Consider the following 13,430-nt stretch of genomic DNA (forward strand, 5'->3'; position numbering starts at 1 on the left):
TCCGCGTGGCCTCGGGGGCAGGTTCGCCGTCAGAGGCGCAGCCAGGTCAGCACGGCGCGGACCCGGCGGTGGTCGTCGGTGTCGAGGGGGAGGTCGAGCTTGGTGAAGATGCCGTTGATGTGCTTGGCGACGGCCTTCTCGGTGACCACGAGCTCGGTGGCGATGGCGGCGTTGGAGCGGCCCTCGGCCATCAGCGCGAGGACCTCGCGCTCGCGGGGGCTGAGCCGGTCGACGGGCTCCTCGCGGCGGCGGGCCATGATCGTGGCGACGACCTCGGGGTCGAGGACGGTGCCGCCGGCGAGCACGCGCCGTACGCCCTCGACGAACTCCTCGACGTCGGAGACCCGGTCCTTGAGCAGGTAGCCGACCGCGCCCTCGCCGCTGGCGAGCAGCTCGCGGGCGTAGAGGTGCTCGACGTACTGCGAGAGCACCATGACGGGGAACGCCGGCCGCTCGGTGCGTACGGCGATCGCCGCGCGCAGGCCCTCGTCGGTGTGCGTCGGCGGCATCCGGACGTCGAGTACGGCGCCCTCCGCCTCGGGCAGCCGGAGCGCGCTCTGCAGGTCGCCCGCGTTGTCGACCGCCGCGACGATCGTGAAGCCGTTGCCCTCGAGGAGCTGGATCAGGCCGGCCCGGAGGAGGGCGTGGTCTTCGGCGAGGACAAGCCGCACGGAACCTCCAGGGTGACGATGGTCGGCCCGCCGGTCGGGCTCGAGACCATCATCGTGCCGTCGAAGGCTCCCAGACGCCGCATGACACCCCGCATCCCGGTCCCGCCGTCGGGATCGGCCCCGCCGCGGCCGTCGTCGCCGACCTCCGCGCGCAGCACCCCGTCCGCGTGGCCGATCCGGATCCAGGCGTGCTCCGCCCCGGCGTGCTTGCCGATGTTCGCCAGGCACTCGGCCACCGCGAAGTAGACCGCCGACTCGACCGGGGCGGGCGGCCGGCCGGTGAGCGACGCGCTCACGTCCACCGGGATCGCCATGTCCAGCGCGAGCGCCTCGACGGCCCCGGCGAGCCCGCGGTCGGCGAGCACCGGCGGGTGGATGCCACGGACGACGGACCGCAGCTCGCCCAGTGCCGCGGTCGTGGTGTCGCGCGCGTCGCTGACCATCTTCCGGGCGGCCTCGGGGTCGCGGGCGAACATCGAGTCCGCCATCCCCAGGCTCATCGACAGCGCGACCAGCCGGGCCTGCGCGCCGTCGTGCAGGTCCCGCTCCAGGCGCCGCAGCTCGGCGGCGGAGTGGTCGACCAGGTCCGCGCGGGTCTCGGTCAGCTGCTGGACCCGCTGCTCCAGCCGCTCGGTGGTGCCGGGGGAGAGGAGTGTCCGGTCGAGGGCGCTGCGCAGCCGCATCAGCGGCGGGCCGGCGTACCACCAGATCCACCAGGTCACGACGGCGATGAGGAGTACGACGACGAGCAGCGAGATCGCGAAGCCGACCGTCATCGCCATCAGCATCCAGCCCAGGTCCCGCCAGGTCATCGGGTCCAGCGCGACCGCACGCATCCGCTCCACGGGACCCAGCCCCTGCAACGGCGTGTACGGCGCGGGCAGCGGATGGCCCAGCACCCGTCCGGCCATCCGGCGGTGCGCGTTCGCCAGCGCCCGCGTGGCCGGGACCGCCACGGCGAGCAGGAGCGCGCCCACCCAGACGATCATGAGCACGCCGCCGACGACCCAGAGCACGAACAGCAGGACCACCGGCACGAACGCCAGCACCTGCAGCCCGGCGTACCCCGTCATCAGCAGCCGGCTCGGGGGGCGGAGATCCGGGGCAGGGGCGTTCGCAGTCACCCCCTCATCCTCGCCGAGACCGAGGCGGGACGCGGTGGTGCTGACACCACTCTCGGTCGGGGTCCGCACGCCCCTGCCGAGCGGGCCGGCGCGCACGAGGCTGGCGGTCATGACCAATCCCCTCACCTCCGTACCCATCCGGGCCGCCCGTTGGAGCGCGGCCCACCCGTGGCGGGCCATCCTCGGCTGGCTCGCGCTCGTGATCGTGGCGGTCGGCCTTGCGGCCGCCGTCCCGACCCAGGAGACGACCGACGCGGACTACCGCCTCGGCGAGTCCGGCCGTGCCGACCAGCTGATCAGCGAGGCCGGGCTCTCCGAGCCGGACTCCGAGGTCGTCCTCATCACCGGCGAGCCCGCCGCGGCCGACGCGGCGGCGGCCGACCTGGTCGCCGCGATGACGGCGGTCGACGGCGTCGAGGCGGTCGCGGAGCCGCAGTGGAGCCCGGACCGCTCCGCGCTGCTGGTCGCGATCCGGCTGGCCGAGGACGGTGAGGGACGCGACTCCGACGACGAGGCGAGCGTCGCGCCGCTGCAGGCCGCCACGAAGGACGTCGCCGCGGCCCACCCGGACGTGTCGCTGCGCCAGAGCGGCGACCTGTCGCTCGACGTGGCCATCGACGAGCGGGTGGGCGAGGACCTGGCCTCCGCCGAGATCATCAGCCTCCCGGTCACCCTCGTGCTGATGCTCGTCGCGTTCGGCGCGCTGATCGCCGCCGGGCTCCCGGTCCTGCTGGCCGCGACCAGCGTCGCCGCCACGATCGGCATCAGCGCTCCGCTCTCGCACCTCGTGCACGCCGACTCCACCGTGACCAGCATGATCGTGCTCATCGGCATGGCGGTCGGGGTCGACTACTCGCTCTTCTACCTCAAGCGCGAGCGGGAGGAACGGGCGAAGGGCCGCAGCACGATCGACGCGGTCGAGATCGCGGCGCAGACCTCCGGGCACTCGATCCTCGTGTCGGGCGGCGCGGTGATCGCCTCGATGGCGGGCCTGTTCCTGATGGGGGACACGACCTTCAACTCGCTGGCCGTGGGCTCCATCCTCGTGGTCGCGATCGCCGTGCTCGGTTCGATCACCGTGCTCCCCGCCCTGCTCGCCGGCCTCGGCCGCTGGGTGGACCGGCCCCGCGTGCCGCTGCTGTGGCGGCTCAACTCCCGCATCGGCCGGGGCGGGATCAGCCGCCGGCTGCTCTCGCCGGTCGTCGCGCACCCGAAGGTCGCCCTGCTGCTGGCGGGTGCGGTCGTCGCGGCGCTCGCCGTACCGGCCCTCGGGATGAAGACCCACTCGGCGAACCTCGAGACGCTCCCCGCGTCCATCCCCGAGGTGCAGACGATGCGCGACGTCTCCGCGGCGTTCCCGTCGGAGGGCTCGGTGGCCGACGTCGTCGTCCACGCCGACGCCGACCAGCGGGACGACGTGGTGGCCGCGCTCGAGCGGCTGGACCGCGAGGCCGCGGCCACCGGCTCGTTCGTCAGCACCGGTGAGCCGGTGCTCACCTCCGCCGACGGCCGTACGTCGGTGCTGGAGATCTCGATGCCCTTCGAGGAGTCCGACGAGCGGGTCGACGACGCGCTGCGTCAGCTCCGCGACGACCTCGTCCCTGCGGCGGGCCTCCCGAACGGGGCGGAGCACGCTGTCGGCGGCGGCCCCGCCGAGTCGCTGGACTTCGTGGAGCGCCAGCAGGAGCGGCTCCCGCTGATCATCGGGTTCGTCCTGCTGCTGACCCTGGTCATCATGGCGACGACGTTCCGCAGCCTGCCGGTGGCGCTCGTCTCGACGGTGCTCAACCTCGGCTCGGTCGGTGTCGCCTTCGGGCTGATGACGCTGGTCTTCCAGCACGGCTGGTTCGAGTCCCTGCTCGGCTTCGAGAGCTCCGGGTTCGTGATCGACTGGCTGCCGCTGTTCGTCCTGGTGGTGCTGGTCGGGCTGTCGATGGACTACCACGTCTTCGTCGTCAGCCGGATCCGCGAGTACGTCGACCAGGGCCTGCCGACCCGCCTCGCCGTGCAGCGGGGCGTCGCCGACACGGCCGGCGTCGTGACCAGCGCCGCCGCCGTCATGGTCTCGGTGTTCGCGATCTTCGCGACCCTGTCCATGCTGGAGATGAAGATGATGGGCGTCGCGCTGTCCGCCGCGATCCTGCTCGACGCGACGCTGGTCCGTCTGGTGCTGCTGCCGGCGGCGCTGGTGCTGCTGGGCGAGCGCGCCTGGTGGCCCCGGCGACCGGTCCGACCGCGCGGACAGCTCGTGGTCGAGACCGACCCGGCGTACGACGTCCACGACCCCGGGTTTGCGGGGGCGACCCACCGGTGACTGGGCAGGAGGATCCGTCCGCAGGGGGACGGCCGGACGAAAGGAACCGCTATGGGGTACGGACTGGGGATCTTCCTCCTGGCCCTCGGCTTGATCCTGGCCTTCGCCGTCGGTGACTCGATCGCCAGCGTCGACCTGTACACCGCCGGGCTCATCCTGGCCGGCGTCGGCGTGCTCGCGCTGATCCTGACCGCGGCCACGACCATGGGCCGGCGCCGTACGGGCACCGTCGCCACGACGACCCACCCGGACGGCTCGCAGACCGTCCAGGAGCGGCGCTCGACGCACGCCGACCCCGGCGGCGTCTGAGAGTCCTCCGACTGCCGTCCATCCCGTGGGGGATGGGCGGCAGTCGTGCATTTGGGGGGTGCGCGGTCGCGCGATAGCCTTGCTCGGTTGTCCAGTACGGACAGCCGCACCATCACGACCACCGCCGTGCAACGGCCGCGGATCCAGAGTGCCCGGGTGAACAGGCCCCGGCGCGCCGCGCAGCGAACCAGAGAGGAAGCCCCGCATGTCCATCGGTACCGACGCGGAGACCAAGAAGAAGATCATCGCCGAGTACGCCACGACCGAGGGTGACACCGGTTCGCCCGAGGTGCAGATCGCGCTGCTCAGCTACCGGATCAGCCACCTGACCGAGCACCTCAAGCAGCACAAGCACGACCACCACAGCCGTCGTGGTCTGCTGCTGCTCGTCGGCCAGCGCCGCCGCCTGCTGAACTACCTGCAGAAGACCGAGATCGAGCGCTACCGCTCGATCGTCGAGCGTCTCGGCCTGCGCCGCTGACTCGTCGTGAAGGACCCACTCCGGTGGGTCCTTCACGCTTTACCGGCCCGGCCCGCGGGCTGCGCTAGATTTCCAACTGAACACCCCACCACAGGAGCGACCCGCCCGTTCTGGCTCGGTCCTCGGTAGTGGCCCTCAGGACGCCGATCCGCATCGGCTCCGTGCTGCGGGCCTCGATCGAAGACCGGCCTCCGCCCAATCACGCGGGACGCCGTGGATCGCTCCGCGAGCAAGACAAGGACGAATCCTTGACCGATCCCGTCATCCACGCCGTAGAGACCGTTCTCGACAACGGCAAGTTCGGCACCCGCACCGTCAAGTTCGAGACCGGGCTGCTGGCCCGCCAGGCCGCCGGTTCCGTGACCGCCTACCTCGACGACGACACGATGCTGCTCTCGGCGACCACCGCCGGCAAGCACCCCAAGGACCACTTCGACTTCTTCCCCCTGACGATCGACGTCGAGGAGCGGATGTACGCCGCGGGCAAGATCCCCGGCTCGTTCTTCCGTTCCGAGGGTCGTCCGGGCGAGGACGCGATCCTCACCTGCCGCCTGATCGACCGCCCGCTGCGCCCGACCTTCAAGAAGGGCCTGCGCAACGAGGTCCAGGTCGTCATCACCGTGCTGGCGCTCAACCCCGACGCGCCGTACGACGTCCTCGCGATCAACGCCGCGTCGATGTCCACCCAGCTCTCCGGCCTGCCGTTCTCCGGCCCGGTCGGCGGCGTCCGCGTCGCGCTGATCCGCGGCCAGTGGGTCGCGTTCCCGACGCACAGCCAGCTCGAGGAGGCCGTGTTCGACATGGTCGTCGCGGGTCGGGTCACCGAGACCGGCGACGTCGCGATCATGATGGTCGAGGCCGAGGCCACCGAGCAGACCATCGAGCTGGTCTCCGGCGGCGCCACCGCGCCGACCGAGGAGGTCGTCGCCGGCGGTCTCGACGCCGCGAAGCCGTTCATCAAGCAGCTCGTCGAGGCGCAGCAGGAGCTGGCCAACGTCGCGGCGAAGCCGATCCAGGAGTTCCCGATCTTCCTCGACTTCGAGGACGACGTGTTCGAGGCCGTGCAGGCCGCCGTCGGCACCGCGGTCACCGACCTCTACAGCGTCGGCGGCGACCGCGAGCGCGTGCTGTCGAAGCTGGAGCGCGAGGAGGAGGGCGACCGGATCAAGGCCTCCCTGCTCGAGCAGCTCGGCGAGCAGTTCGAGGGCCGCGAGAAGGAGGTCGGCGCGGCGTACAAGGCCGTGACCAAGCAGGCCATCCGCACCCAGGTGCTGCGCGACAAGGTCCGCATCGACGGCCGCGGCCTCGCCGACATCCGCCCCCTGCACGCCGAGGTCGACGTGATCCCGCGGGTGCACGGCTCGGCGCTGTTCGAGCGCGGCGAGACCCAGATCCTGGGCGTCACCACCCTCGACATGCTGAAGCTGGAGCAGCAGCTCGACACGCTGTCCCCGGAGAAGCACCGCCGCTACATGCACAAGTACGTCTTCCCGCCGTTCTCCACCGGTGAGACCGGCCGGGTCGGCTCCCCGAAGCGTCGCGAGGTCGGCCACGGTGCGCTGGCCCGCCGCGCGCTGCTGCCGGTGCTGCCCACCCGCGAGGAGTTCCCCTACGCGATCCGCCAGCTCTCCGAGGCCATGGGCTCCAACGGCTCGACCTCGATGGGCTCGGTCTGCGCCTCGACCATGTCGCTGCTGCAGGCGGGCGTGCCGCTGAAGGCGCCGGTCGCCGGCATCGCGATGGGCCTGATCTCGGGCGAGGTCGAGGGCCAGACCCAGTACGTCGCGCTCACCGACATCCTCGGTGCCGAGGACGCGTTCGGCGACATGGACTTCAAGGTCGCCGGCACCCGTCAGTTCGTCACCGCGCTGCAGCTCGACACCAAGCTCGACGGCATCCCCGCCGAGGTCCTGGCGGCCGCGCTCAACCAGGCCAAGGACGCCCGGCTCGCGATCCTCGACGTGATGGCCGAGGCCATCGACGAGCCCGAGGAGATGGCGTCCACCGCGCCGCGGATCATCACCGTGAAGATCCCCGTCGACAAGATCGGCGAGGTCATCGGCCCCAAGGGCAAGGTGATCAACCAGATCCAGGACGACACGGGCGCGTCGATCTCGATCGAGGACGACGGCACCATCTACATCGGTGCCACCAACGGCGACTCCGCCGATGCCGCCCGCGCGGCGATCAACCAGATCGCCAACCCGACGATGCCCGAGGTCGGCGAGCGCTACCTCGGCACCGTCGTGAAGACGACCAACTTCGGCGCGTTCGTCTCGCTGATGCCCGGCAAGGACGGCCTGCTGCACATCAGCAAGCTCCGCCCGCTCGCCGGCGGCAAGCGCGTCGACGCCGTCGAGGACGTCCTCTCGGTGGGTCAGAAGATCCAGGTCCAGATCGGCGAGATCGACGACCGCGGCAAGCTGTCGCTGGTCCCGGTCGTCGAGGAGGCCGAGGGCTCCGAGGAGTCCGCCGAGGGCACCTCCGAGGAGGCCTGACCCGCACCGTGGCACCCCGCACCACGCCGACCGGCCAGCAGGATTCTGCTGGCCGGTCGGCCCTTTCTCAGCAGAAGGTCGGCTCGACGCGGACCCTGCACACCGTCCGCGACGCCGACGGCCAGGTGACCTCGCTCGTACGCCGTACCGTCCTGCCGGGCGGACTGCGCGTCATCAGCGAGCGCCTCACCGGTACGCGCTCGGCGGCCGTGGGCGTCTGGGTGGGCGTCGGCTCGCGCGACGAGTCCGCGACCCTGCACGGCTGCTCGCACTTCCTGGAGCACCTGCTGTTCAAGGGGACCGCCGAGCGCTCCGCCCTGGACATCTCGATCGCGCTCGACGCCGTCGGCGGTGAGTTCAACGCCTTCACCGCGAAGGAGTACACCTGCTTCCACGCGCGGGTCCTCGACGAGGACCTGCCGCTGGCCGTCGACGTGCTGGGGGACATGATCACGTCCTCGACGATCACCGCCGAGGACGTCGAGGCCGAGCGCGACGTCATCCTCGACGAGCTCGCCATGCACGACGACGACCCCGACGACGTCGTCCACAACCTCTTCGCCGAGCAGGCCTGGGGTCGGACCTCGCCGCTCGGGCGTGACATCGGCGGCAGCGAGGCGTCGATCACGGCGCTGACCCGGACCCAGATCCGGCGCTTCTACCGCAAGCACTACCGGCCGGCGAACATGGTCGTCTCCGTCGCCGGCAACGTCGACCACGCCGCGCTGGTCCGCCAGGTCCGCCGGGCCTTCGGTCGCAACGACTTCCTGGTCGGCGACGAGCCGCCGGCCCCGCCGCGGCCGGCGTCCAGGGCCGTGCGGGTACGCCCCGGCACGGTCGAGGCGACCCGCCCGTTCGAGCAGGTCAACGTCGTGCTCGGGATGAAGGGCCTGACCCGCAACGACGAGCGCCGCTTCGCGCTCGGGGTCCTGAACACCGCGCTCGGCGGCGGCACCTCCAGCCGGCTGTTCCAGGAGGTGCGCGAGCGCCGCGGCCTGGCGTACTCCGTCTTCTCCTTCGCCAGCCACCACGCCGACTCGGGCCTGGTCGGCGTGTCCGTCGGGTGCCTGCCCAGCAAGCTCGACGACGTGCTGGCGGTGGTCCGCGCCGAGCTCGCCCGGGTCGCCGACGAGGGCATCACCGCCGAGGAGCTCGCCCGGGGCAAGGGGCAGCTGCGCGGCGGACTGGTCCTGGGACTGGAGGACTCGGCGTCCCGGATGTCGCGGATCGGCAAGGCCGAGCTGGTGTACGACGAGCTGCTCAGCATCGACGACGTGCTGGCCCGCATCGAGGCGGTCACGCTCGACGACGTCCGCTCGATCGCGGCCGAGGTGTTCGGTCAGCCCGAGATCCTCGCGGTGGTCGGACCGGCCTGACCTCAGGAGCCGGCGGCCGGCGGCTCGGCGTACAACGCGGCCATCGCGCGCCCGAAGCCGGCGACGAGCTCCGCGAAGGGGACACCGTCGCCGGCGGCCACCACGAGCGGGCCGAAGCGGGTGACGGCGTGGTGGATCATCGACAGCGGCCAGGCGACCACCCCGGGGTCGAGCGGGTGGACCGAGAGGGCCTGGGTGTGGCGGAAGACCACGGTCGACACGCTCTCGCCGAGCTCGAACCCCGTCAGGGGGAGGGCGGCGTTCACCTGGTGCAGGAACCGTGCCGTCGTCGGGACGGCGTCGTCGCGGATGTCGTCGTCCACGACGACGAGGTACTGCAGGACCGCGGGCGAGGCGTGCTCGGGCAGGAAGCAGACGTGCGCGGTCCAGGACGCGCCGTCCTCGGCGACCAGGGGCACCATGAGCTGGGCCGGGACCTCGTCGTCCCCCGGCAGCAGCGAGGCCTCGATGCCGCCGGCCGCGAACTCCTCGGCCAGCAGCCCCAACAGCTCGTACGCCGGATCCGCCTCCGGATCGTACGGCGGGTCGGGCTCGGTCACCTCCGTCACATGGACTCCACCTTCGAGAGCTTGCGTTCGATGAGGTCCTGACCGGACTCGGAGAGCGCCTCCTCGAGGTTGACGTTGATCGAGTCGAGCAGCAGGTAGGCGTCGTGCAGCTCGCGCTCGGTCTCCCCGGGGATCCAGGCCCCGCGGTCGGCCTTGGGGTTCTGCTGGAACTCGTGCAGCGCCTTGTGCACGACGTCCGCCTCACCGGCCTGCAGGGCGCTGCGCAGCTCGTCGGCGAGCCGGGCGTTGGTCGAGGCGAGTCGGGAGACCTCGTTGGCCTCCTGGATCGCCGCCGACCGCGCCTTGCCCTCGGTGGTCTTCGGGTTCTTGGGAGCGGGGCCGGCGAAGCCGCGGTTCGAGCTGAGCTTGCCCGCCGCCTTGGCCTCGGGCAGCGACATCTGCCCGCGCGTCTTCGCCCGGGGACGGGGCTCGCGCATCTCCTCGAACTCCTCCTCCGCGCCCTCGCTCTCGACGCCGCGCTCGAAGACGTTCTCGAGGTCGCCGCCCTGCTCGGTCTCGACGCCGCGCTCGAAGATCCCCTCGCCCAGCACCTCCTCGGACTTGCGGCCCTGGGCGATCGCCTCCGCGGCCTTGCGGCGGTCCCAGGTGTTCTTCAGCTTGCCGGCGATCTTCGCGCCGGCGTACACGCCTCCGGCGATGGCCGCGGCGATCCCGATGCCCCAGCCGATGGGGTTGCTGACGATGAGCAGGGCGCCCGCGGCGATGCCGAGCGCCCCGAGGGTGATCTTCATGGCGGCGACGGCGCCCTTGAACTTCTCGGCCGAGACGATGGCGGACTTCCAGTCCTGGCCGCGCTTGCTCAGCATCGTCTTGGCGCGACCCCAGGTGAGGCGGCAGAGCTTCTGGACGGCCTTGCCGCCGCGCCACATCCCCTGGAGGACCTGGGCGGACCCGGCGGCCACGCCGAGCGCCCCGGCGGCCGTGCCGAGCGCTGCGTTGCCGGTGCTGGCGACGAAGTCCTTGGCGCTTCCGCCGCTCTGCACGAAGGCCGTGCCCACGCCCGCCTTGGCGGTCGAGAGCGCCGCGCCCGCGAGCGCGTTGCCCTGGTTCTTCCCCTTGCGCCCGGCCATGTTCTTCATGCCCGCGTCGTCGAACCTGGTGCCGTCGTTGTCCATCTTGCGGGCGTTGTTCAGCCCCATGAGGGAGTCGCCGACGAGCAGGCCGCCGAGCGCCTCGCTCGCGCCTCCGGCGGCCTTGCCGAGGTGGGTGCCGAGCGCGATGCTGCCGACGGCCACGCCCGCGCCTCCGGGCTTGCCGCCCTCCATCCACAGGTTGTCCATGGTCCCCGCAGGACCGGTGTAGGCCGGCACCGCGGGCTTGGCGGGCTCCGGCTTCGGCGCCGGCGCCTCCTTCTTCTTGCGCCACGGCAGCTCCCAGCGGGAGATCCGGGTGCCGGTGGCGACGCCGCGACCGATCGCCGCGCGGGCCTGCGGCGAGATCGCGGTGGTCGCCACGAGCCGCTGCGCGCCGCCCGCGGGCTGCAGCGTGTGCGCGAGCTCGTGGGCGAGCACCTTGTCGCCGGCGGGGGTTCCGGGGGCGTACTGGCCCTTGCCGAAGAACACGTCCTTGCCGGTGGTGAACGCCCGGGCCGAGACGGCGGTGTTGAGCTTGGCGGCCGCGTCGTCGGCGTGGATCCGGACGCCGGAGAAGCTGGAGCCGAAGGCGCCCTCCATCCGGCGGCGTACCTCGGCGTCGAGCGGCCGGCCCGCGCCGCGGCGGCTCTCGATGGCGGAGCTGGTGGCGGAGTCGAGCGCGCCGCCCTCGTAGCCGACGACCGGGTTCCCGCTGGGCGCGGGGGAGCGGCGCAGGTGGTCGCAGCCGGGACCGTGCTGGTGGGCGTCGGCGTCGCCCCCGGCGGTGCCGTCGGCCAGCTCGAGGCGGCGCAGGCGGGAGAGGGCGGCGTCGGCCATCTGGTCGGCGTCGGCCTCGGCGCGGTCCTCGGCGTGCCCGACGACGAGGCTGCCCGTCGCGGGTGCCGCCACGGGCAGGGGGACGGGGGCGACGGGCGCGGGGCTCTCGATCGGTGCCTGCTGGACCGGTGCGGGGGCGACGTCCGCTGCGGCCCGGTCGCGATCGGTGCTCATGGGACGAATTCTGTCGGCCGCCGAGGCCCACCCGTGGCCGAACGCGCGAAAGTTTGTCTTCCGGACTAGCGCACGACCGGTGGGCGGCGACCGAGCTTGATGTGCTCGCGGCGGACCGCGTCGGCGACGTGGCGCATGCCGACGGCGCTGCCCTCGGCGACGGCGGCGTACACGGAGGAGAGCACCATGTTGCGGATGTCACCACCGGCGAGCTCGACCGAGGTGGAGAGCCACTCGACGTCGACCGGGTCGTCGGCATCGACGGCGAGCCCGTCGAGGTGGTGCTCCCACAGCCGTCGACGGGTGGGCTGGTCGGGGTCGGGGAAGGCGACCATGAAGTGCAGGCGCCGCGCGAACGCGGGGTCGAGGTTGCCGCGCAGGTTGCTGGCCAGCACGGTGATGCCGTCGAACTGCTCCATCCGCTGGAGCAGGTAGGCGATCTCCTGGTTGGCGTAGCGGTCCTTGGCGTCCTTGACCTCCGAGCGGGACCCGAACAGCGCGTCGGCCTCGTCGAAGAAGAGCACGGCGTTGGTCGCCTCGGCCTCCTGGAAGACGCGCTCGAGGTTCTTCTCGGTCTCCCCGATGTACTTGTCGACGATCGTGGAGAGGTCGACCTGGTAGAGGTCCATCCCGAGGGAGTCGGCGACGACGTGCGCGGCCAGGGTCTTGCCGGTGCCGGGCGGTCCGGAGAAGAGGGCGCAGATGCCCACGCCCTTGCCCCCCTTGCCGTGCAGGGGTCCCATCGCGACCACCTCGTCGCGGAACCGTGCCCAGTCGAGCATCCGGGTCACCTCGCCGAGGGCCGCGGGCGGGAGGACGAGGTCGTCCAGGCTCACCGACGACCCGGCGTTGGCGCGCACCGACCGGCCCCGGCTCAGCTCGCGGGCGGAGTGGCGGATCCGCTCGGCCGAGATGCCCTCCTCCCCGTGCAGGGAGGCCGTGGTCGCGGCGTGCCGTCCGACGTTGACGATCTGCTCGGGCGACAGCGGCATCCCGGTGATCTCGCGGCTGCCGGCCAGGTCGCCCAGCAGCGGCTCCCAGAGCGACTGACGCTCCGCGACCGAGAGCCGGGGCGCCGGCACGGTGAGCGGAAGGTCGGCCGGCCAGGCGGGGTCCCAGGGCTCGGCACTCACGGCGATGACCGGGACGACCGACCGCGAGTAGGAGTCGGCCCGCGCCTTCTCCGCGTTGACCAGGACCAGCACGGTCCCGGAGAGGCCGCACTCCACCAGCAGGTCGAGGACGACGTCGGAGACCTGGGCGGTGGGTTCGAGGCGCCCGAGGTCGGCGATCAGGCAGGACACGCCGAGCTCGTGGCAGGCGGCGGTCGCCATGGCCGCGCCGGCGCCGCCGCCGGTGGCGTGCACCCAGACCAGGCGCTGACCGGCGCGGAGCGCGGACGCGAGCAGCTCGGTGCCCTCGACGGCGACGGGGACGCCGTCGAGCAGCAGCCCCAGCACGGCCCGGCTCGGGACGTCGTCGCCCGCGAGGAAGCCCGAGACCCGCTCCGGCACGACGACGCGCCTGCTGAGCAGCACGTCGGTGCCGGCGACGCTCACCAGGCCGAAGCGGACCAGCGGTGAGCGCTCGCCGAAGTGGGTCCGGGCGGAGCGCGCGTCGGCGGGGAGTCCGGCGAGCTCCAGTGCCACGGCGACGGTCGGGCGGCCCGGATGGCCGTCGCCGGCGAGCAGGCCGAGGAGCAGGTGGCCGCTGACGCTCTGCTCGGCGGCGGCCGCGACCTCCAGAAGGTCGGTCTCCTGCTCGCCGAGGCCGAACTGGTGACGGATGGTCTTGAGCGCGTCGGCGAGCGCGGGGTCGACGCCGTCGGCGACGACGGCCTCCAGCGCGGCCCGGGCGGTCGCGGCCTGGTCCCAGCCGGCATCGGCCCGTCGCTCGACGGCACCCGTCAGTCGGGCGGCGAGGGTCTGCACGGGGTCAGGATCGCACGTGCCGCGTGCGATGTCCGGCGTACGGCGGCAGCGC

Annotated in this window: 10 protein-coding genes; 5 read left to right on the forward strand and 5 right to left on the reverse strand. The window is 72.5% G+C overall.

Annotated features, from left to right (window positions below):
* Positions 1-29: 29 nt before the first annotated feature.
* Positions 30-671 (reverse strand): response regulator transcription factor, encoded by a 642-nt coding sequence (locus VMF51_RS00390; protein WP_325472403.1) that lies wholly within the window; start codon positions 669-671, stop codon positions 30-32.
* Positions 623-1,906: a sensor histidine kinase gene (locus VMF51_RS00395; RefSeq protein WP_325472404.1), complete on the reverse strand. Its 1,284-nt coding sequence runs from the start codon at positions 1,904-1,906 to the stop codon at positions 623-625. Before VMF51_RS00395 ends, VMF51_RS00390 begins: the two co-directional genes overlap by 49 nt.
* Between VMF51_RS00395 and VMF51_RS00400 the strand changes: the two genes are divergently transcribed.
* The 5 genes from VMF51_RS00400 (at position 1,905) to VMF51_RS00420 (ending at position 8,773) form a co-directional block, all read left to right on the forward strand.
* Positions 1,905-4,109 carry an MMPL family transporter gene (locus tag VMF51_RS00400; protein ID WP_325472405.1) on the forward strand — a complete coding sequence of 735 codons (2,205 nt, stop codon included), beginning with the start codon at positions 1,905-1,907 and terminating at the stop codon, positions 4,107-4,109. The genes VMF51_RS00395 and VMF51_RS00400 overlap by 2 nt on opposite strands.
* A gap of 51 nt (positions 4,110-4,160) precedes the next feature.
* Positions 4,161-4,418, forward strand: a complete 258-nt coding sequence (locus VMF51_RS00405; RefSeq protein WP_325472406.1) for a DUF6458 family protein — start codon at positions 4,161-4,163, stop codon at positions 4,416-4,418.
* 205 nt (positions 4,419-4,623) lie between these two features.
* Positions 4,624-4,899, forward strand: coding sequence for a 30S ribosomal protein S15 (gene rpsO / locus VMF51_RS00410; RefSeq protein WP_349255725.1), 276 nt, complete (start codon positions 4,624-4,626; stop codon positions 4,897-4,899).
* A gap of 248 nt (positions 4,900-5,147) precedes the next feature.
* A complete protein-coding gene (locus tag VMF51_RS00415; protein ID WP_325472407.1) occupies positions 5,148-7,397 on the forward strand; it encodes a polyribonucleotide nucleotidyltransferase in 2,250 nt (749 codons plus the stop codon).
* A gap of 8 nt (positions 7,398-7,405) precedes the next feature.
* Entirely contained in the window at positions 7,406-8,773 is a 1,368-nt protein-coding gene (locus VMF51_RS00420; RefSeq protein WP_325472408.1) for a pitrilysin family protein, read from the forward strand.
* 2 nt (positions 8,774-8,775) lie between these two features.
* On the opposite strand, the gene VMF51_RS00425 is transcribed toward VMF51_RS00420, so the two are convergent.
* The 3 genes from VMF51_RS00425 to VMF51_RS00435 form a co-directional block, all read right to left on the reverse strand.
* On the reverse strand, positions 8,776-9,342 hold the full coding sequence (locus tag VMF51_RS00425) for a hypothetical protein (protein ID WP_325472409.1): 567 nt from the start codon (positions 9,340-9,342) through the stop codon (positions 8,776-8,778).
* Positions 9,339-11,447 carry a DUF4157 domain-containing protein gene (locus VMF51_RS00430; RefSeq protein ID WP_325472410.1) on the reverse strand — a complete coding sequence of 703 codons (2,109 nt, stop codon included), beginning with the start codon at positions 11,445-11,447 and terminating at the stop codon, positions 9,339-9,341. The genes VMF51_RS00425 and VMF51_RS00430 overlap by 4 nt, the downstream gene beginning before the upstream one ends.
* A gap of 65 nt (positions 11,448-11,512) precedes the next feature.
* Positions 11,513-13,378 carry an ATP-binding protein gene (locus tag VMF51_RS00435; RefSeq protein WP_325472411.1) on the reverse strand — a complete coding sequence of 622 codons (1,866 nt, stop codon included), beginning with the start codon at positions 13,376-13,378 and terminating at the stop codon, positions 11,513-11,515.
* Between the last annotated feature and the right edge of the window lie 52 nt (positions 13,379-13,430).

The sequence above is a fragment of the Nocardioides sp. genome (assembly GCF_035503875.1).
Classification (GTDB): domain Bacteria; phylum Actinomycetota; class Actinomycetes; order Propionibacteriales; family Nocardioidaceae; genus Nocardioides.